We start from the raw sequence: 17,635 nt of genomic DNA on the forward strand, positions 1-17,635 counted from the left end.
AGGGAGCTAGCGAATCTCGAGAATGACACCATGCGTCAGCGTGACACGCGCGATGCCCGCATGTCAAGCGGAGCTGGAGTGGAGACGAGCGCGACGCGGCGGGCCATACCCGCCAGCGCCAACGGCCGATCATCGACTTGCTGGGCTGGTGTCCCCCCAAGTAGAAGAGGCGTCAGCGATCACGTCCACGCCGAAAATGTTGCGCCAGCTTGCGGCGGAGCCAGTTGAGCATGCGCCCGCGTGTGTGCTGCTCCGAAAGCCGGCATCGATCACGACCAACCGACGGAGGCCCTCGTCGTGTGCAGTCTCAGATCCACACCCTTTCCTGGTTCAACTCGAATGGGGTGCCCACCGCCGCGGGGTGTTCCGCCGTTCAATTTGGATGGGGTGCCGACCGCCGCGGGGTGTTCCGCCGTTGAGTTCGAATGGGGTGCCCACTACCGCGGGGTCTTCCGCCGTTGTGTGCGAATGGGGTGCCCACTGCTGCGGGGGCTTCCGCCGTTCAATTTGAATGGGGTCCGCACTGCCGCGGGGTGTTCCGCCGTTCAATTTGAATGGGGTGCCCACTGCCGCGGGGTGTTCCGCGGTTCAATTCGAATGGGGTGCCCACCGCCGCGGGGTGTTCCGCCGTTCAATTTGAATGGGGTGCGCACCGCCGCGGGGTCTTCCGCGGTTCAATTCGAATGGGGTGCCCACCGCCGCGGGGTCTTCCGGCGTTCAATTCGAATGGGCTGCCCACCGCCGCTGGGAGTTCCGAGCTTCGATCTTCTGGGCCCGCCGCGGACACCAGCTCGCCGGTGGTTGCAGGCAGCCGTCGCCGGTACAGCGAGAGGCTACGACGGCCGACCCACCGCCGTGGTGCGCCCGTCCGATGCGAACGTAGCGTCTCCGCTGGCCGATCTGCGACCTGGAGGGGGCTTCGTTCGCGGATGTCGCGCCACCCGGAGGACAGACGACGACTACGATCGCGGACTTTCCGCCGCCCTCGGGACAGCCGCAAGCTACATCGTCGCATGTCGAAGGGGCCGACCCGACGGCCCGTACATACGTTCGCGGACTTCCCGCCGACCCAAGAGCACCCGCGAGCTACGTCGTCGTAGGTTGCGGGTGCCTCCCGGGCAGCCGGCGCGTACCCCCGCGTACTTCCTGCCGAGGTCGGGGCAGCCGGGGCCTACCCTCGCGTATCGGGGTCGCCGGCCATGGGCGTTACTCCGGACCGCCAGAACGTGCAGGGACCCCAGTCACCCCGCAGCAGCGCAGCCGCCGTGCGCCATCCGCCATCCGCCGCAACGACGAGTTCGTGCCTTTTCCTGGGACCGCAGCGCCCAATCCATCGGGAGGTTCGCGGCAGCAGGGTTCCAAGACCCACGGCCTATGTGGGCCCGGCCTCGAGCAGCAATTGCTTGGCGCCCGCCAAAATCCTGGACTGCTCGGCATACATGTCCCAGCCCCACGTGCGCACCGGGAAGGGATCATTGTCATGCCCGCAATCGGGGCACTTGCGGAGCGCAGGGTCTTCGTTGAATTCCCGCAGCAGCTCAGGCAGGGCCGCCGCAGACATGAACGGATGGTCGAGCTCGGTCGCCTCGGGCGGCGACGCGCCGTCGAACTCGCCCTTGAAGATCTGCGTGCGGCACTTGGCGCAGATCATCGAGAACGCCTCGGGCTGAGGGCCCTCGTCGAGCTGGCGCTGCGTGACCGTGAACAACACGAAGCTGCCCGGCGCGGTCTGATCTTTGAGGAAGCCGTTGACCCCGTGGACGCGACCGCCGTTGTAGAGCTGGCCGGTCTTCAGCGTCGCGCCCTCGGCCACGAACGCGATGATGATCTCGTCAACGCTATTGTGGTGGTAGAACTGCCCGTAGTCCTTGCCGGTCTCGCCGATGAACAGCGCGCCGGTTGGCACGATCGCGCCAGGGTGCAGGTACGGAAACAGCGGCGCCAGCGTGGTGTTGGCCTGCTGCATGTGGTTGAGCAGGTTGGCGTGCAGCGGCGGCCGGTCGGCGCGCGGTGGCGGGATGACGAGCTCGCGGGGTTGGGTGGGCTTGGCTTCGTTGTCCATGGAACGCGTCTCCAACCCTCGATCGGATTGCTCTGCTCGTCATTATCGGGACTTTGGGACCGCCAGGTCAACGACAGAACGCAAAGCGGCCCAGGGAGCGGGGCCCGCCGCCTCCGCTGCTCAAGTACTCGAAATCACTCAGGTTTGGATCTCAGCTCCGCTCGGTGTCCAGAATATCTCCAGAAATTTTTGGTGTCTTGTGTTCGGGACGCTGCTCTTCGAGCTCACCCGAGGTGGGCGCCCGCTGCTCGAGGGCACAGCAGCGATGCGAGCGCGCATACAAGTACCGACCAGGCCACCGCCTTCACCGCCACGTTCGAGGTGATGACCGGAAGCGGCACAACGGTCTTGCGAACAGGCGCACGAGTTGCGCACGACCGCCACCCTTGCATGGTCCACTACGGACTTCACAATAGGTCCATGTTCACTCCAGCACTCACCGTCCTGCTATTTGTAGGCCAGCCCGTCGAGGTAGGCCTGCCTCCATCCAATCCCTTTGTGATCGACCATGTCGAGGTCGAGGTCGACGGCGAAGGCGCCGAGGTCATTGCCTTTGACGAGGGCGGCAACGTGATCGCATCCCTCGCTACATTGAATAGTGCCGAGGGCGTTACCTTCGTGGGTGACTTTGATGACGGCTTCGTCGTCGTTACCCAATACACTTCTGGCGAAGTTGTCGTTGACACCAACCTGTCGCTGCCAGACATCGAGGAGCGCCTCGGAGCCCTCGACGAGGAGCTCAGTGACGCAGGGTGGTCGCCCGGACCCCAATGTGCAGTTGCACAGAGGCATACGATGTCCCTGTTACGTGCCCCTAGATCGACACCTCGACCGCCTTTTGGGAAGTTCCGCGCTGCGAGAGGCCATCGGCAAGGAGAGTTCAATGTCCATTCAAGAGTCAACCTGGAGGCGATTGACGATCGCCGCGATCCTGCTGTTGGGCGCCGCAAATACATACGAACTTGCCGTGATGGGGCACTACACGCAGTCCGTTCTATTTGGCGCGCTGTTCCCAATCTTGGCCTTGGTCGATTACCAGCGTCACCGCGATGTTCCCGCGAAGAATCAGGACCGGCAGCTGATGACGCTGATGATCGCGTTGGTCGGATACGGGACCTTGCTGGCGACCCACTCTTGACGGCCCGACGACACACTCCTTCCTCGCTTCGCGCCAGGGACGCCAGGCCCGGCGCCTCAAACCATCAAATTCACTGCGGCAGGCCGGCATACTGCGAGCGCCGACCGACAACGGCAGGAGCGGCCCCAGATTCAAACTGATTGGCGCTCTAGGCCCGAATCAAGCGCTGCGCGCTCGACTCGGGCCTACTATGTCTTCAAGGGGGCTTTCGAAAGCCCCTCGCTTCGGCGGCGGAGCCCCCTTCGCTCACCCCAAACGCTCGCCTGTCGGCTCGTACTAGCCCCAAATCATTCACCTTTTCCAATTCAGCGCTTGATTTGGGTCTAGGAGCCCGTCAGCCACGCGGCAGGCTGCGCTTGCTGACCACGGCGGGCAGCGCAGCCGCGAGCGTCCGATAGATCCGCAGCACGCCAAAGTCGACCTCGAGGCCAACGAGGATCTGCGCGACCTTCGGCGACACCCCCGAGACCACGCACTCACAACCGAGCAACCCGACGGCTCGGACCATCTTCGCAAGGTGATAGGCCGTCGTGGCGTCGACATCTTGGACGCTGGTCAGATCGAGGATGACGACGCGGGACTTGGATGTCGCTACCCGCTCGAGCAAGGCCTCGGTCACCCGCTCCGACCGCACCTCGTTGAGCAGGCCGATCAGCGTGACCGCGAGCACCCCGTCCCAGACCTGCAAGATCGGCGCGCCGAGGTCGTCGATGACCGCGAGCTGCTGCCGGATCAACTCCTCGGTACGGATGCTCTCGGTGATGTCCATGATGTAGCCGTAGAAGTGACTCGCCGCGCCGGCGTCGTCACGCAGCACCACGGTGTAGTCGCGAACCCACAGGACCTCGCCATCTTGGCGACGGATCCGGTACGGGAGGTGCTCGAACCACTCGGCGCTCACGCTGTTGTCGGCGACCTCTTGCCCAACGCGGCCAACATCCTCGGCGAGGATCAAGCTGGCGTAGGGCAAGCGCCCCGAGGCAAACTCTTCCACCGGGTAGCCCGTCAGCGCCTCGACGTTGGGCGAGACAAACTCGACGGGCCACCCCTCGGTGTTGCGCCAGCGAAACATCACGACGGGGCCCCGCGCGAACAGAGCGGTGTCGGCTGGGCCACCGGATCCCGGGCGGACCTGGTTGCGCGCGGCGTTGCCGGCGAGCCGGTTCAGACCCGCCGCGATCTTGGCGAGCTGGTCGTCGCTGGCGACCACCAGCGCTTCGACGGCCTGGCCCTGGGCGAGCCCGTCAATGAACGACGCGATCTGGTCCAACGTCTCGTCAGCCATGAGTGTGCACCGTATCCGATTCGTTGCTGCGTGAACCCCGGCAATTGCGTAGAGTCTGGAGTCGCGGCAGTACAGCGTTACAGCCGACCTGTTCACCGCGTGTCGACCACTCGTTCCTGCACTGCTACGAGTCGTGAGTGTCATCCCGTGAGTGTGCCCGCGCGTGTGCATCCAACCGGAAATGCGGACACCGGGTGAGGTCGTTGGCTCGACTGCGCCAATAACCAGCTCCGGGTACTGACGCGCAGCCTGTAGCCGCTACGGCCACGGTTGCGGTCCGGCATGACCCATCCAGCGCGCGACTCCTCGCTGCGGCTAACCGTGCACTTTCTTCCGCTTCCATCCACTCGTGCTCGATGGTGTGTACATCAAAGTGGACGTTCAGCCGCAGCGAGGAGTCGCCCTCGTCGTGTTGCATTGCGTCGCGCCGCCTCGCTTGGCCTCTTCGCCGAGGGCTTGCGCCCTCGACGAAAATTCCGGTGCGATGCGACACGATGCATTGCACCCCGGGCTGCTGGCTCAGCTGACGCCGCTCAGCAGCCGCCGACGTTGTTGTCGGACGGCTTGCGCCACGAGCAGTTGTTGAGGCACGCGTCGGTCTCGTCGGCGTTGCCGTCGTCGCACTGCTCCTCGGGGTCATCGACAACGCCGTTTCCGCAGTTGGGGTTGTGCGCGCAGCACAGCGCTTGGACATGCTGCTCGTTGCAGCCATAGCCGGTCGCGCAGGACTCGCGCGAGCTGCCGTAGCCGCAGTTGAGCGCGAGGTCCGTCTCCAGGGTGCCCGGGTTTCCGTACGGCCCCACGGTGTAGTGACCTGCGCCGCTGCCCGAGCGGCAGAAGATCTCGCCAACGACGATGGTCTGGTTGCTCACCGCGTAGTTCCAGTTGGCGTTGCGGTTGTGGTGCTGCAAGGGCGAGCACAGCTCCCAGCCGACCGGACACAGCGTCTCCATGTCCTGCTCGCAGGTCGCGTTGTTCGGGTCGTCGCACACGACAGCGTCGCCGCCCGGGCTGAGCGAGAGCTGAGCGGCGCCGTTTTGACAGGTCGCGTCGAGCGTCTCTTCTTGGCACATCGAGTCGCAGCCGTCGTCGTCTTCGTTGTTGCCGTCGTCGCACTCCTCGACGCCCTCTTGCACGAAGCCGTCGCCACACGTCGCGCTGATGCACGCGCCCACGCACTCGTCGGTGTCGACCATGTTGCCGTCGTCACACTCTTCGTTGCCCTCCCACACGAAGCTGTCGCCGCAGGTCGCGGCCTCGCACGCGCTCGTGCAGTCGTCGGTGTCGATGTCGTTGCCGTCGTCGCACACCTCGTTGCCTTCCCACACGAAGCTGTCGCCGCAGGCCGCGTTCAGGCACATGGAGGTGCAGTCGTCGGTGTCGATGTCGTTGCCGTCGTCGCAGACTTCCATGCCCTGCAGCACGCCGTCGCCGCACGACTCGAGCATGCACCCGGCGTTGCAGCCGTCGCCATCCTCGTTGTTGCCGTCGTCGCAACCCTCGACGCCCTCGTTGAGGAAGCCGTCGCCGCAGACGTTGTTGACGCAGGCGGAGGTGCAGGCGTCGTTGTCGTTCGGGTTGCCGTCGTCGCACTCCTCGTCGCCGCCGACGACACCATCGCCACACACGCCGTCGCCGTCGCCATCGCCATCGCCGTCACCATCGCCGTCGCCGTCGCCGTCGCCGTCACCATCGCCGGGATCGCCGTCGCCGTCGCCGTCACCATCGCCGTCGCCATCGCCATCACCATCGCCGTCACCGTCACCGGTCGAGGTCTCGGTGGTGGTGGTGCCTTCCGTGCTCGGGGCGTCGTCGGTGCAGGCAACCGCGAACGCGAACGCGAATCCAAGCGCAGGTAGTTTGAGTGCGTGTCGTTTCATGCGTCCATGATCCCGCAATCGATCGTTTCGTCACAGATCAATGACTGCGCGCGAGCGCGCTCCGACCAGCAGGATTATGATGTTGAGCGGGGTTCGATTTGGTGTCGAGGGGCACGCGACGCGGTGGACGTGAACAGCCGTCATTCGTTGTGCTGGTGGCACAAATCCAAGGCGTCACGCGAGCCCGTGCGCTTGACCAGCGCTCAGACGCCCAACCCCTTGGTCAGCGCGCCCTGGGCTCGTAGCTGCTTTTGCTCGCTGTAGCGGGTGCTCAATGTTGGCACACGATCACGGATGAGCAGCGTCACGCGAAACAACTCCTCGAGCACGTCGACCACGCGATCCCGGAATGACGACGGCTTCATCCGACCGTCGTCGTCAAACTCTTGCCACGCCTTGGCGACGGAGCTTTGGTTGGGGATCGTGAACATCCGCATCCAGCGGCCAAGGATGCGCAGTTGGTTGACGGCGTTGAACGACTGCGAGCCGCCGCAGACCTGCATGACGGCGAGCGCCCGACCTTGTGAGGGACGCACCGCGCCATCTTCGAGGGGGATCCAGTCGATCTGATTCTTGAACGCCGCGGCGACGCTGCCGTGTTGTTCGGGCGAGATCCACACGTGGGCCTCGGACCACAGCGAGAGCGCGCGCAGCCGCACGACCTCGGGGTGATCGTTGGAGCTGCGGTCGAACACGGGCAGGCCGTGGGGATCGAAGATCCGGACCTCTGCACCAAACGCCGTCAGCACCCGCTCGCACTCGAGCGCGAGCTTGCGACTGAAGCTGACGTCGCGCAGGGAGCCGTAGAGGATCAACACCCGCGGTGGGTGGGTCGACACAGGCCGCTCGAGCTGCTCGAGCACCGATTGGACGCTGTGTTGGGGGAGGTCTTGCTCGATCGTGTCCGCGGTCACGGGCCGGAAGCTAGCGAACAATGCAGCGTCCGTCTCGTGCCAGTATGGTCACGGCCAGCGGGCCAGCGCGACCCGCTGGGTGCCCGGATCCAGGCGCAGCGCGAAGCTGTCCTTGGCGCCGACGGCCTTGACGGTCATGCGCGCGCGGACAGTGTCCTCGCTGCGGCGATCGGGGCGGGTGACCTCGATGAACACGGTGCCGGTGACCTTGCGCATCGTCAGGATCTGCACGATCTCGTCGCCCTCGCGTTGCTCGCGGATCAGCACGCCCTGCGGTCGCAAGCCCGAGAGTCGCTGACCGCGGCGATCCACGAACGCGATCTCGAGTCGCTCACCTGCGCGCGCTGGCCAGCGCAGCTCCGCGCGAAGCTCGGGGTTGCCGTGCAGGCCCTGCTTGGCTGGGCGAACACCTTCGCTGATCGTGCGCGCGGCCTGGTCGAGGGTCTTGATGCCCTTGCTGTCGAGCACGCGCTGGCGGGCGTTGCTCAGCGCGAGGCGGGCGTCGTCTTGCCGGCCGGACTCGACCAGGCACTCGACCAGCGCCGCGGCGTGCTGACCGTCGCTGGGATCGATGCTGACCAGCGCGCGACGGTGCGAGCAAGCGCGCTCGAGGTCACCCGTGAAGGTCAGCGCGTCGGCCATTCGTGCGTGGAGCTTGGTCGAGAAGGGATCGACCTCGATCGCGCTGGCGTACGCGCGCCCGGCCAGGGGATCACCCGCTGCGGCCAGCATGTCGGCGTGGGCCAGCAGCGCGGGGGCATGGTCGGGATCGGCGACAGCCCACGCGGCGGCGAAGGCCAGCGCGTTGGGATCGCCGTCGCGCGCGGCCTCGCGAACCAGCTTGCGGTGGGCTTGGCGATCCGCGGGGTTGCGATCGCGGGCGGCCTGCAGCTCGACGATCCGAGCGCGCTCGCTTGCGCTTGGGCCCGAAGCGGCCCGCACTTGCATGCTGGGACGCCAGTGGCGTCCGCGGTCGCGCGGGGCGTCTTGCCATTCACCGCCACCGCCGCCGCCGCTGCCGCTCCAACCGCCGTTGAAGGGGTCCTCGTCCGCCGCGATCTTGTTGGCGGGCGAGGGCGCCGGCTTGGGCTTGGAGGACTTCTTGGGCGACGGCTCGGGGGCGAACCCGCCGGCTGCCCGGCCGCTGCCGCCGTCCCCAAAGTCGCCGCCGCCGATCGACCCTTCGAACTCCTCCGCTTCGTCTTCGTCTTCGTCGTCCTCGGCGAACGCGGATGGCTCGCGAGACCTGCGTTCGGCGGGGGCCGAGGGCGCGAGCGGATCGAACTCGTCTTTGCTTGGCTGCCCGCCGGAGGAGTTCGATTTCGACGCCTCCTTTTCCGCGGCCTCGCTCGTCGTCGCGTCGGCGATCGTGTTGGGCGCTGCGCCGCTCGGGACCGCGGTCGCGGCCGCCGAGTCGATCACACCGTCCCAGCCGTGCTTGGCTTCGGCCTGGCGGGCGACGTTGAACTCCCGATACATGCGGTCGTTCTCGAGCACGAGCAGGGCGGTGAAGCGCGACAGCACGTTGAACTCGCGCGAGAGCTCGACGATGCGATCGCGGGCGTCCGCGCCCTCGGTCTGGGTCAGGTGGGTGATCTCTTGCTGGGCCCACGTCCGCGGCAGGTGGGCGTGAATACCCGACGCGCCGCTCTTGGAGTACTCGGCGTCGAGCATGACCTGGAAGCGCTCGTCGACCACGCCAGCTGGCCCGCGACCGTGCAGGCGGACGTCGCCACGCAGCTGCGAGGCCGCGCCGTCGGCGAGCTTGCCGAACACCGTGAGCGAGTCGCCCGGCCGCAGCGCGGGGATCGAGCGGGGGTACACATCGGTCAGCCCGCTGGGCAGATCCAGCGCGAGGTCGCGGGCAACGGGCACCTGCGCGCGCAGCCGCAGCTCGCGGGCCAGCGCGTCGAGATCGTCGCGGGCGTCGGCCTGCAGCAGGTCGCCGCCGCTCTGCCGGACCAGGCTGTCGAGCACCAGCAAGTCGGAGCGGGCGCCCAAGGCCACTGCCTGGATCCGCAGGGAGCCCAGCTGCTCGCGGGCGAGCTCGCCGAGCTCGTCGGGGGTCAGCGCGCCGGAGGTTGGGGTCCCGTCGCCAAAGTACACGACCACGCGCTCGACCTCGCCGGCCTCGCCTGTCAGGGCATCGTCGGCGCGCTCGAGCATGTTGCCAAGGTCGCTCGCGCCGGCCAGCGACTGCGCGTCCAAGAAGCGATCGAGCGCGGCCTCGGATCCGCGGGCCCGCTGCAGCTCACCGCCCAGTTGATCGCAGGCGCTGTCGCACGCCAGGACCGTGAACCGGTCGTCAGGCTCGAGGGTCGAGATCATCGCCTTGGTCATGCCCTTGGCCGCGGCCCACAGCTCGGGGGTGGTGCCATGGCTGCGGTCGAGCACGAACGCGTAGTGGACGGGGCGGGGATCCGCGGCGAGCTCGAGCTTGGGCTCGAGGGTGAGCATGAAGTAGCCCTGGCCGTCGCGGTCGCGGTGGGTGGCGGCCTGGACTCGCTGTTGCTCGGCTGGCAGCGGAATGTCGACGCCCAGCTCGTGGGTGGGCAGGTACTCGCGCTCGCGCATGGACAGGCGCAGGCCGCCGCCGCGCGCTTGGGTGCGGGCGAGCTCGGCCATCGGCGTGGCGACTTGGGCCAGAGACTCCGCGTCGAGGCTGGTCCCGTCGATCTCGACGTCAAACTCGAAGTCACCGATCTCGGTCGCCGTGGCCCCGGAGCCGCCCATGGGGTAGCGGTAGCGAAGGGCGTCGCCAACGGCGGGGAGCACCTGCGTGTAGGCGATCTTGATCCGCCGCTCACCCTTGCCTGGGATCGGGAAGATGTTGAGCTTGAACACCCCGCCGGCCTCCCACTGCAAGAGCGCCGGATCGCGGGGCACGGTCGCGTCGACGATCTGCCGGAAGATCTGCCGCGCGCGCTGCTTCTCGAGCATCTCGCCGCGCATCCAGGTGTCGCCGACCAGCAGCTGAAGATCCGAGATCGAGGCGTCGGCCGGCAGCGGGAATTGATAGATGCCCTCCAGGGTCTGGCTCGAGTCGTTGTGGAACGCCTGCTCGATCTCGGTGCGCGCGATCCGGCCCGAGATCGAGACGCTGACCCGCTGCTCGGTCAGACGAAGCGACTGTCGCTCCACGCTCGAGCCAGCCCGCCGCGCGACCAAGCTGCCGACCCCGCGCGGGACATCGCTGGCGAGCTGGGCGCTCTGCTCGAAGGCCGAAGCCCACGCAGCCTGTTGGAGGGGGGCCAAGCTCAGGGTGGGCTCGACCGCCGCGGCGAGGATCTGCGGATCGGGCGGGGTCTGTGGCCGGGTGCTGGGGGTGGTCGGCGTCGAGATGCTCGCGCCCGGGCTCAGCGGGATCTCGCGCCCATCCGTGAACAGCAGCGCCCGACCCTGGATGACCCCAAAGTGGCGGGTCTCGTCGGTCGCGTGGAGCTCGGCCTCTCCACGCTCGACCACCAAGCGATCGTTCGCCGCCCGAACCTCGATCGGTCCTTTGTCATCGGCGAGGACCACCAACCGACCTTGGGTCAGCTCGACGTTGGCGCTGCCGTCTTTGGCGAACCCGAGCCGGCTGTCCTCGTCGAGGCGCAGGCGCTGGCCGCTGCTGAGCTCGAGCTCGACCCGGGTCCCGCGAGGCAACGTGATCCATTGGCCAGCGTGGATCGTCGCGCCCTCACCCATGAACGCGCCTTCGGGCAGATCCGGCGACTGCACCCCCCGCAGCCCGTGGATCTTGGCGACGGTGGCCACCGCCACGTCGCGGGTCGCCGCTTGCTCGGCGCTCCAATTGGCTTCGCCCTCGGCTGCGGCCTGATCGGGGGCGGGTTGGTGACAGGCCCCGATCAAGGGCAGCGCGAGGGCGAACAGCGGCAGAGACAGGTGGGTAGCGCGCACGCGCGGGCAAACGCAGCCGCTCGAAGCGGCCTTTCAGGCCCGGTCTAGAAGTCCCCGAACAGCTCGGAGATGCGCACGTCGAGCGAGTTGGCGATCTTGAACAGCGACGAGACCGAGGCCGACGACTCCGCCCGCTCGATCTGGCTGAGCAGCGAGACCGACAGCCCGGCGCGCTTGTGCATCTGCTTGAGTGTGAGCTGCTTCTTGCGCCGCTCTTCACGGATCCGCGCCCCGATCGTGATGTGCAGCTCGTCTTCGCGGCGGACCACGATGCCCTTCTTGCGGGCGACCCGGGCGATGGTCTCGCGCATGTCTTCGCCCGAGAAGGGCTTTTGCATGTACGCCGAGACATCGAGGTTGATCGCATCGGTCGCGGACTCGAGGCTCGGGTACGCGGTCAGGATGATCGCCGCGATGTCCTTGTCGACCTTGCGGATCTTCTCGAGCAGCTCGAGCCCGTTGATGCCGGGCATCTTCAGGTCGAGGATCAAGATGTGGAAGGTCTCTTGGGTCTTGAGCTTCTCGAGCCCCGCCTGAGGATCGTTGATCGCCACGACCTCGCAGCCGTCAGGGGTCAAGAGCTCCTGCAAGTACTCGCAGACCTTGACGTCATCGTCGATGATGAGGACGCGGAGTCGGGACACATCTGCATGATGAAGCTTTCTTTAGACCCCCACAAGCATCATGGACTTCGCCACGCACGGCCCCTGCGCGACCGGTGCCTCACCGCACTCGCTCGATGCCTGGCCAATTTGTGCGCCGCCGCATGATCTCTCCCCAAAACGGTGCTCGAAGGCTCCGCTCGCCGAGTCCCGCACGCTCCGCTGCGCCAGAGACGACCCAAGATCGAGGCGCGGTCTCGCCCCAGGCGCCCGCGGCACCCGAAGCCACGCGGCCGGTATGTGGGCGCAGCGAGTGACCGCGAAGTGCGAAGGGGTCTGTGGGGGTCTAAACCCGCAGAAGCCCCCTTGGAGGGGGCCACACATGCCGCCGCGAACAGCCAGCCCATTGGGAGCGAGCGAAGCGAGTGACCGCGAAGTGCGAAGGGGTCTGTGGGGGTCTAAACCCGCAGAAGCCCCCTTGGAGGGGGCCACACATGCCGCCGCGAACAGCCAGCCCATTGGGAGCGAGCGAAGCGAGTGACCGCGAAGTGCGAAGGCGGCCGGGGGGGTCTAAATCAAAAATCGCCGAAGAGTTCGACGATGCGGACGTCGAGCGCGTTGGCGATCTTGTACAGCGAAGACACCGAAGCCGACGACTCCGCCCGCTCGATCTGGCTGAGCAGCGACACCGAGAGGTTCGTCCGCCGCCCCATCTGCTTGAGGGTCAGCTCTCGCTTCTTGCGGACCTCGCGGATCCGGGCGCCGATCGTGATGTGCAGCTCGTCCTCACGGCGGACGACGATGCCCTTCTTGCGGGCGACCCGAGCGATCGTCTCGCGCATCTCGTCGCCCGAGAAGGGCTTTTGCATGTACGCCGAGACATCCAGGTTGATCGCGTCGGTCGCCGACTCGAGGCTGGGATACGCGGTCAAGATGATCGCGGCGATGTCCTTGTTGAACTTGCGGATCTGCTCGAGCAGCTCGATGCCTTCGACGCCGGGCATCTTTAGATCGAGGATCAAGATGTGGAAGGTCTCTTGCGCCTTCAGACGCTCGAAGCCAGCGTGCGGGTCCGTCTCTGACACCACCTCGCAGCCATCGGCGGTCAGCAGCTCACGCAAGAACTCGCAGACGTTGGCATCGTCGTCGATCGTGAGGACGCGTAGCCGTGACACGTTCGCAGCATGCCAGGTTTTGGATCTGCGTGCAGGTCAATGCGCCGCTGACGGCGACCTCGCGGCGCGATCCAGAACATAAAAAAATGGGGGCCCGCCTGGCGAGCCCCCTTTGTTGTCGGGGCGAGAGGATTCGAACCTCCGACCTTTCGGTCCCGAACCGAACGCGCTACCAGGCTGCGCTACGCCCCGGAATGGAGCGGGTAGGTAGCATCGCCCCGAACCGTTGTCAAAGGGCCTGCGCGGGTATTTGCAGGCCGCTCGGCGGGTTGTGTTGGCAGCGCAGGATCGAGGGCGCGGCGATCCCGGAGGCTGGGGTTTCAGGTCGAGCTGGGACCCGGCCAGCTCAGAACGCGATGCCCAGCCGGTAGTCACCGACGCAGAACTCGTCGTGGGTCGTGAGCTCGACGGGCTTGTGAATGGGCTGATCGTTGAGCTGCACGCTGCCGTCGCCGGTGATCGGCCGCAGCTGCGGGCGGTTGGGGATCCCGCTCCACTCGACGACGGCGTGCACGCGCAGCACGCTGTCGTGGCGCAGCTTGATCTCGCAGCGCTCGCCGCTGCCGATCCGGTACGAGCCGGGCAAGAACACCCGGTCGACGGGCCGGGACTCACCGGGGTGGAGGATCCGCAGGTTGGCCGCGACCGAGACCGACATGTCGCGATGCAGCACGTGGCCCAGGATGTTGGCGAGCGCGCTGGCGTCGGGTGGACGCGCGGCGGGATCTTTGTCGAGCGAGCGCATGATCCCGCGGACCAACGGGCCGGGCAGGTCGGCGCAGCCCGGCTGCTGTTCGAGCGGGACGATCGGCGACTCCGAGTGACACTTGAGCCACATCAAGGGCTGCTTGCTGAACTCCGCCTTGATCTGCCCGAGCGATCGCTCGCGGTGAAACGGCGAGCAGCCGCTGAGCAGCTCGTAGAGGATCATGCCGATGCTGTAGACGTCGCTGGCGGGCGACAGCTCGCGGGTCTTGAGCTGCTCGGGCTGGCTGTAGTGCGGGGTGCCCACGACCATGTGGGCCTTGGTCGCGTTGACACCGACGACCGGCGAGCCATCCCACGAGCGCGCGAGCCCAAAGTCGAGCAGGCGGATGTGGCCCGAAGTCTCCACGAAGATGTTCTCGGGCTTGACGTCGCGGTGGACGATGCCCTTGGCGTGGGCTTCGGCGAGACCCAGGCAGACTTGGTGCACGAGGCTGACGGCCTGCGGCGGCGGGAGCGGTGACGCGAAGTCGTGCCACTCGTCGAGCGGCTGGCCCTCCAGGAAGTCCATCAACATGTAGATGTGGCCGTCGGGGCGCAGGCCACAGTCGAAGCTCTTGACCACGTGCGGGTTGCTCAGCGATCGCAAGATGGTGATCTCACGCAACGCACGCTGAGCTTGGTCGCCGGCGGTGACCGGCTCCTTGGTCAGCTTGAGCGCCATGGGCTGTTCGTAGCCCGGCACGATGACCTTGTAGACGCACGCAAACGCGCCCTTGCCGAGCACGCTCAGGATCTGGATGTTTCCGGCGTAGACGTCGCCGGGCTGCAGCTCGAGCGGCATCGTGGTACAGCGCTCGCTGACCCAGGGTCAGCCGTCGGACGGTAACACGAGTCGCATGCCAAGCCCACGAGATGAGCAGATTCGCGATCCACGTCCGCTGACAGAGCTCCGGCCCGAGCGCCTCGCAACGCTGCGGGTCATCGCCACGGACGTCGACGGGACACTGACCCGCGCGGGCAAGCTTGGGTCGGATCTGCTGGAAGCGCTCGCGCAGCTGAGCGCAGCTGGGTTTCGCGTGATCCCGATCAGCGGTCGGCCGGCCGGCGAGGTCATGGGGCTGTGTCGCTACCTGCCGGGGGTGAGCTTCGGGGTGGCAGAGAACGGGCTGCTGGAGATCGAGCCCGATCACGCGCCGCGCTGGCTCGGCGAGGTACCCGATGTCGAGCGGCTGCGCGTCGTGGGTGAGCACATGAACCAGGCTCACGGCGCGGGGTTGCGCCTGACTGGGGATGCCTTTTGTCGGCTTGGGGACGTCGCGTATGAGCGCGATGGCCGCGACGAGACCGAGCTGCTCCGGCTGCGCGAGCTGGCCGAGGCCGAGGGCGTGCACCTGATCTGGTCGAACGTGCATGTACACCTGGCTGCGCAGCGACCCGACAAGGGCGCGGGGCTGCTGCGGCTGCTGAACCAGCGCGGGATCGATCCGCTGAGCGTGGTGACGGTGGGTGACGCACCGAATGACGGCGGGCTGTTCGAGGCGGATCGCTTCGGGCTGACAGTCGGGACCGCGGACGTGGTCGCGCAGCGGCGGTGGTTCTCGGCGCTGCCAGAATTCACAACGGCCGAGCGCGAGGTCGATGGGTTCCTCGCGCTCTCGGGCTGGCTGTGCGGTCGGGGGTAGGCGCAGGGGCTTGCACGCTACTTGCCGCACACCCGCGGAGGCTTCTCGCGTGGCGTTTCATCCTATAGTGCGCGCACGATGAAGATCGGCGTCCCGAAGGAGATCAAGAACCACGAGTACCGCGTCGGTATGCAGCCCGCGGGTGTCCGCGCGCTCGTCAACGCTGGCCATGAGGTCGTCGTCGAGCACCTTGCCGGTGACGGCAGCGGGTTCACGGACGAGGCCTTCGAGGGGTCCGGGGCGCGCATCGTTGCGACCGCCGCGGAAGCCTGGGGCGCCGACATGGTCGTGAAGGTGAAAGAGCCGCTGCCCGAGGAGTACGGGTATTTTCGGCCAGGGTTGATCCTCTACACCTATCTGCACCTGGCCGCGGTCCCGCGACTCACCAAAGAGTTGATGGCCAACAAGGTCCGGGGGATCGCGTACGAGACGATCACCGATGACGTGGGTGGGCTGCCGCTGCTGCGTCCGATGAGCGAGATCGCTGGGCGCATGGCGCCGCAGGTTGGGGCCTGGTCGCTCGAGCGGGCGAACGGTGGGCGTGGGTTGTTGCTTGGCGGCGTGCCGGGGACCCGGCGCGGGCGGGTGACCGTGATCGGTGGCGGCATCGTTGGAACCGCGGCGGCTCGGATCGCGATTGGGCTCGGGGCCCAGGTGACCGTGCTCGACGTGTCGCAGGCGCGGATGGGCTACCTCGAGGATGTGTTTGGCAACAACCTCGAGACCTTGTTCTCAAACCCAGAGAACATCGAGAAGAAGGTGCTGACGGCGGACCTGGTGATCGGGGCGGTGTTGGTGCCTGGGGCGGCGGCGCCAAAGCTGGTCAGCGAGGAGCTGGTCCAGGGGATGAAGCCAGGGTCGGTGATCGTGGACGTGGCGGTGGACCAGGGCGGGTGCATTGCAACCTGTCGGGCCACGACCCATCAGGAGCCAACCTATGTGGCGCATGGGGTGGTGCATTACTGCGTCGCGAACATGCCGGGGGCGGTGCCGCGGACGAGCACCTACGCGCTGACGAACGCGACCTTGGCGTACGCGCTGCAGATTGCGAACAAGGGGGTCGAGGAGGCCGTGCGTGGATCCTTGCACTTGGCTCGCGGGGTCAATACTTGGGATGGGGCTTGTACGGTGGAAGGCGTCGCTTCGGCGGTTGGGGTCGACTTCACGACCTTGGAGTCGCTGATCAACTGATTCGCTGCGCCGGGTTCGTTCGTGGTGGCTCGTCGCGCTGGCGAGGCACCGCGGGCGTATCTGCGTGCAGGAAGCTCAGTTGCGCGAGTAGCTGAACCGATAGGTCAGCGGCACCGGCAGGCGATCAGAGGTGATCTTGTGGTGGACGGTCAGCTTCTTGCGGTCCGCCGAGAGCACGTAGACAATTGTCCGGGCCCCGCCCCGGCCCTCCATGTGTTGGATCAGCTTGCCGTTCTTCCAGCGGAGCCGGACTTGCAGCTTGCCGCCTTCGATGTCGGTTGACTTGGCCGTGCCGCCGTCGATCACACAGCTCGCGTTGAAGCCGGACTCGAAGGTCGTGGTGACCTTGTCGCCAGCGACGACGATGTTGACGGTGCCCTCTACGGGGTTGGTCGCTGCCAGGCGCTTGCGCGCGAGCCCACGAATGGCGCCGTTGAGCGCGTTGACCGTGGCCTCGAGGGCGGTGTCGAAGTCGGCGCGCTGCGAGCTGCCGCCGACGTAGCGGAAGCTTCCGTGAAAGTCGGCGCTGGTGATCGGAGCTGGGCTTGCAGGCTTGGCAGGGGCTGGGCTGGGCGTTGGCGTGGGCTCGACCACGGGGGCGGGCGGGGGCGCTTGCGCTGGGTCTTCGCCGGCCGGTGTGTCGGCTGTTGGTTGCGTGTCGGCTGTCGGTTGCGCGGGCGAGCCGGGCTTTGGCGCTTCAGCGGTGCTGGAGGCCGCTGTACCGCCGGATGCGGATGCGGATGCGGATGCGGATGCGGATGCGGATGCGGGCGCGGGCGCGGGCATGGCCGGGTCCGTCGGCACGCCTTCGGTGGGCTGTGCTTCGGGCGGCGAGCCAACCTCGGCGAGCGCCAGCGCCTGGGCCCGGTCGCCGGAGTCGACGGGCTCTGCGGGGGGCGAGGCGATGGGCTCGTCACTGCCGGTCTCAATCGCGTCGACCCAAGGATCGTCGAGCGGATCGGCGACCGGCTTCTGCTCGTCCTTGCAGCTGCTGAGCAGGGTCAGCGCGACGCTCAGTACCCAGGCAGTTTGGCGCGACCGGTTGTTCGTTTTTCGGGCCATCGGCAGCTTGGCAATCTCGACGTTGGGCATGGG

13 protein-coding genes and 1 tRNA gene are annotated in these 17,635 nt (G+C 67.0%); 3 read left to right on the forward strand and 11 right to left on the reverse strand.

Annotation, left to right across the window (positions count from 1 at the left end):
• Positions 1–1,372: 1,372 nt before the first annotated feature.
• Entirely contained in the window at positions 1,373–2,062 is a 690-nt protein-coding gene (locus DB30_RS17040) for a cupin domain-containing protein (protein WP_052550169.1), read from the reverse strand.
• Positions 2,063–2,509: 447 nt separating this feature from the next.
• A complete protein-coding gene (locus DB30_RS17045) occupies positions 2,510–2,854 on the reverse strand; it encodes a hypothetical protein (RefSeq protein ID WP_052550171.1) in 345 nt (114 codons plus the stop codon).
• Between the two features lie 91 nt (positions 2,855–2,945).
• On the opposite strand from DB30_RS17045, the gene DB30_RS17050 reads away from it, so the two are divergent.
• Entirely contained in the window at positions 2,946–3,200 is a 255-nt protein-coding gene (locus DB30_RS17050) for a hypothetical protein (protein WP_146659301.1), read from the forward strand.
• Between the two features lie 334 nt (positions 3,201–3,534).
• Here DB30_RS17050 and DB30_RS17055 read toward each other — a convergent pair whose 3' ends face one another.
• From DB30_RS17055 to DB30_RS17090, 8 genes are all read right to left on the reverse strand, one after another.
• The gene (locus tag DB30_RS17055) at positions 3,535–4,485 is read right to left on the reverse strand and encodes an STAS domain-containing protein (RefSeq protein WP_052550175.1); all 951 of its coding nucleotides are present in this window, start codon (positions 4,483–4,485) and stop codon (positions 3,535–3,537) included.
• A 533-nt stretch (positions 4,486–5,018) separates the two neighbouring features.
• Positions 5,019–6,365 carry a DUF4215 domain-containing protein gene (locus tag DB30_RS17060; RefSeq protein WP_052550177.1) on the reverse strand — a complete coding sequence of 449 codons (1,347 nt, stop codon included), beginning with the start codon at positions 6,363–6,365 and terminating at the stop codon, positions 5,019–5,021.
• Positions 6,366–6,568: 203 nt separating this feature from the next.
• On the reverse strand, positions 6,569–7,264 hold the full coding sequence (gene arsH, locus DB30_RS17065) for an arsenical resistance protein ArsH (RefSeq protein ID WP_052550266.1): 696 nt from the start codon (positions 7,262–7,264) through the stop codon (positions 6,569–6,571).
• A 63-nt stretch (positions 7,265–7,327) separates the two neighbouring features.
• The gene (locus tag DB30_RS17070) at positions 7,328–11,182 is read right to left on the reverse strand and encodes a VIT domain-containing protein (protein WP_052550180.1); all 3,855 of its coding nucleotides are present in this window, start codon (positions 11,180–11,182) and stop codon (positions 7,328–7,330) included.
• A 44-nt stretch (positions 11,183–11,226) separates the two neighbouring features.
• Positions 11,227–11,826 carry a response regulator gene (locus tag DB30_RS17075; protein ID WP_052550182.1) on the reverse strand — a complete coding sequence of 200 codons (600 nt, stop codon included), beginning with the start codon at positions 11,824–11,826 and terminating at the stop codon, positions 11,227–11,229.
• Between the two features lie 533 nt (positions 11,827–12,359).
• The gene (locus DB30_RS17080) at positions 12,360–12,959 is read right to left on the reverse strand and encodes a response regulator (protein ID WP_052550184.1); all 600 of its coding nucleotides are present in this window, start codon (positions 12,957–12,959) and stop codon (positions 12,360–12,362) included.
• Between the two features lie 118 nt (positions 12,960–13,077).
• Positions 13,078–13,151 (reverse strand) — tRNA-Pro (locus DB30_RS17085).
• 154 nt (positions 13,152–13,305) lie between these two features.
• Positions 13,306–14,508 carry an FHA domain-containing serine/threonine-protein kinase gene (locus tag DB30_RS17090; protein ID WP_052550186.1) on the reverse strand — a complete coding sequence of 401 codons (1,203 nt, stop codon included), beginning with the start codon at positions 14,506–14,508 and terminating at the stop codon, positions 13,306–13,308.
• A 55-nt stretch (positions 14,509–14,563) separates the two neighbouring features.
• Here DB30_RS17090 and DB30_RS17095 point away from each other — a divergent pair, with 55 nt between their 5' ends.
• Positions 14,564–15,349: an HAD hydrolase family protein gene (locus DB30_RS17095; RefSeq protein WP_146659304.1), complete on the forward strand. Its 786-nt coding sequence runs from the start codon at positions 14,564–14,566 to the stop codon at positions 15,347–15,349.
• 78 nt (positions 15,350–15,427) lie between these two features.
• Positions 15,428–16,540 carry an alanine dehydrogenase gene (gene ald, locus DB30_RS17100; RefSeq protein ID WP_052550190.1) on the forward strand — a complete coding sequence of 371 codons (1,113 nt, stop codon included), beginning with the start codon at positions 15,428–15,430 and terminating at the stop codon, positions 16,538–16,540.
• Positions 16,541–16,615: 75 nt separating this feature from the next.
• On the opposite strand, the gene DB30_RS17105 is transcribed toward ald, so the two are convergent.
• A complete protein-coding gene (locus DB30_RS17105) occupies positions 16,616–17,632 on the reverse strand; it encodes a hypothetical protein (protein ID WP_052550192.1) in 1,017 nt (338 codons plus the stop codon).
• Positions 17,633–17,635: the final 3 nt, after the last annotated feature.

It is taken from the genome of Enhygromyxa salina, assembly GCF_000737335.2.
In the GTDB taxonomy this organism is placed as follows: domain Bacteria; phylum Myxococcota_A; class Polyangia; order Nannocystales; family Nannocystaceae; genus Plesiocystis; species Plesiocystis salina_C.

What these genes read in the sequence shown, in the direction of transcription:
- DB30_RS17045 (WP_052550171.1), bottom strand. Translation starts at nt 2,854, where the DNA reads ATGCCTCTGTGCAACTGCACATTGGGGTCCGGGCGACCACCCTGCGTC.
- DB30_RS17105 (WP_052550192.1), bottom strand. Translation starts at nt 17,632, where the DNA reads ATGCCCAACGTCGAGATTGCCAAGCTGCCGATGGCCCGAAAAACGAAC.
- DB30_RS17095 (WP_146659304.1), top strand. Translation starts at nt 14,564, where the DNA reads ATGCCAAGCCCACGAGATGAGCAGATTCGCGATCCACGTCCGCTGACA.
- DB30_RS17060 (WP_052550177.1), bottom strand. Translation starts at nt 6,365, where the DNA reads ATGAAACGACACGCACTCAAACTACCTGCGCTTGGATTCGCGTTCGCG.
- DB30_RS17050 (WP_146659301.1), top strand. Translation starts at nt 2,946, where the DNA reads ATGTCCATTCAAGAGTCAACCTGGAGGCGATTGACGATCGCCGCGATC.
- DB30_RS17055 (WP_052550175.1), bottom strand. Translation starts at nt 4,485, where the DNA reads ATGGCTGACGAGACGTTGGACCAGATCGCGTCGTTCATTGACGGGCTC.
- DB30_RS17040 (WP_052550169.1), bottom strand. Translation starts at nt 2,062, where the DNA reads ATGGACAACGAAGCCAAGCCCACCCAACCCCGCGAGCTCGTCATCCCG.
- ald (WP_052550190.1), top strand. Translation starts at nt 15,428, where the DNA reads ATGAAGATCGGCGTCCCGAAGGAGATCAAGAACCACGAGTACCGCGTC.
- DB30_RS17090 (WP_052550186.1), bottom strand. Translation starts at nt 14,508, where the DNA reads ATGCCGCTCGAGCTGCAGCCCGGCGACGTCTACGCCGGAAACATCCAG.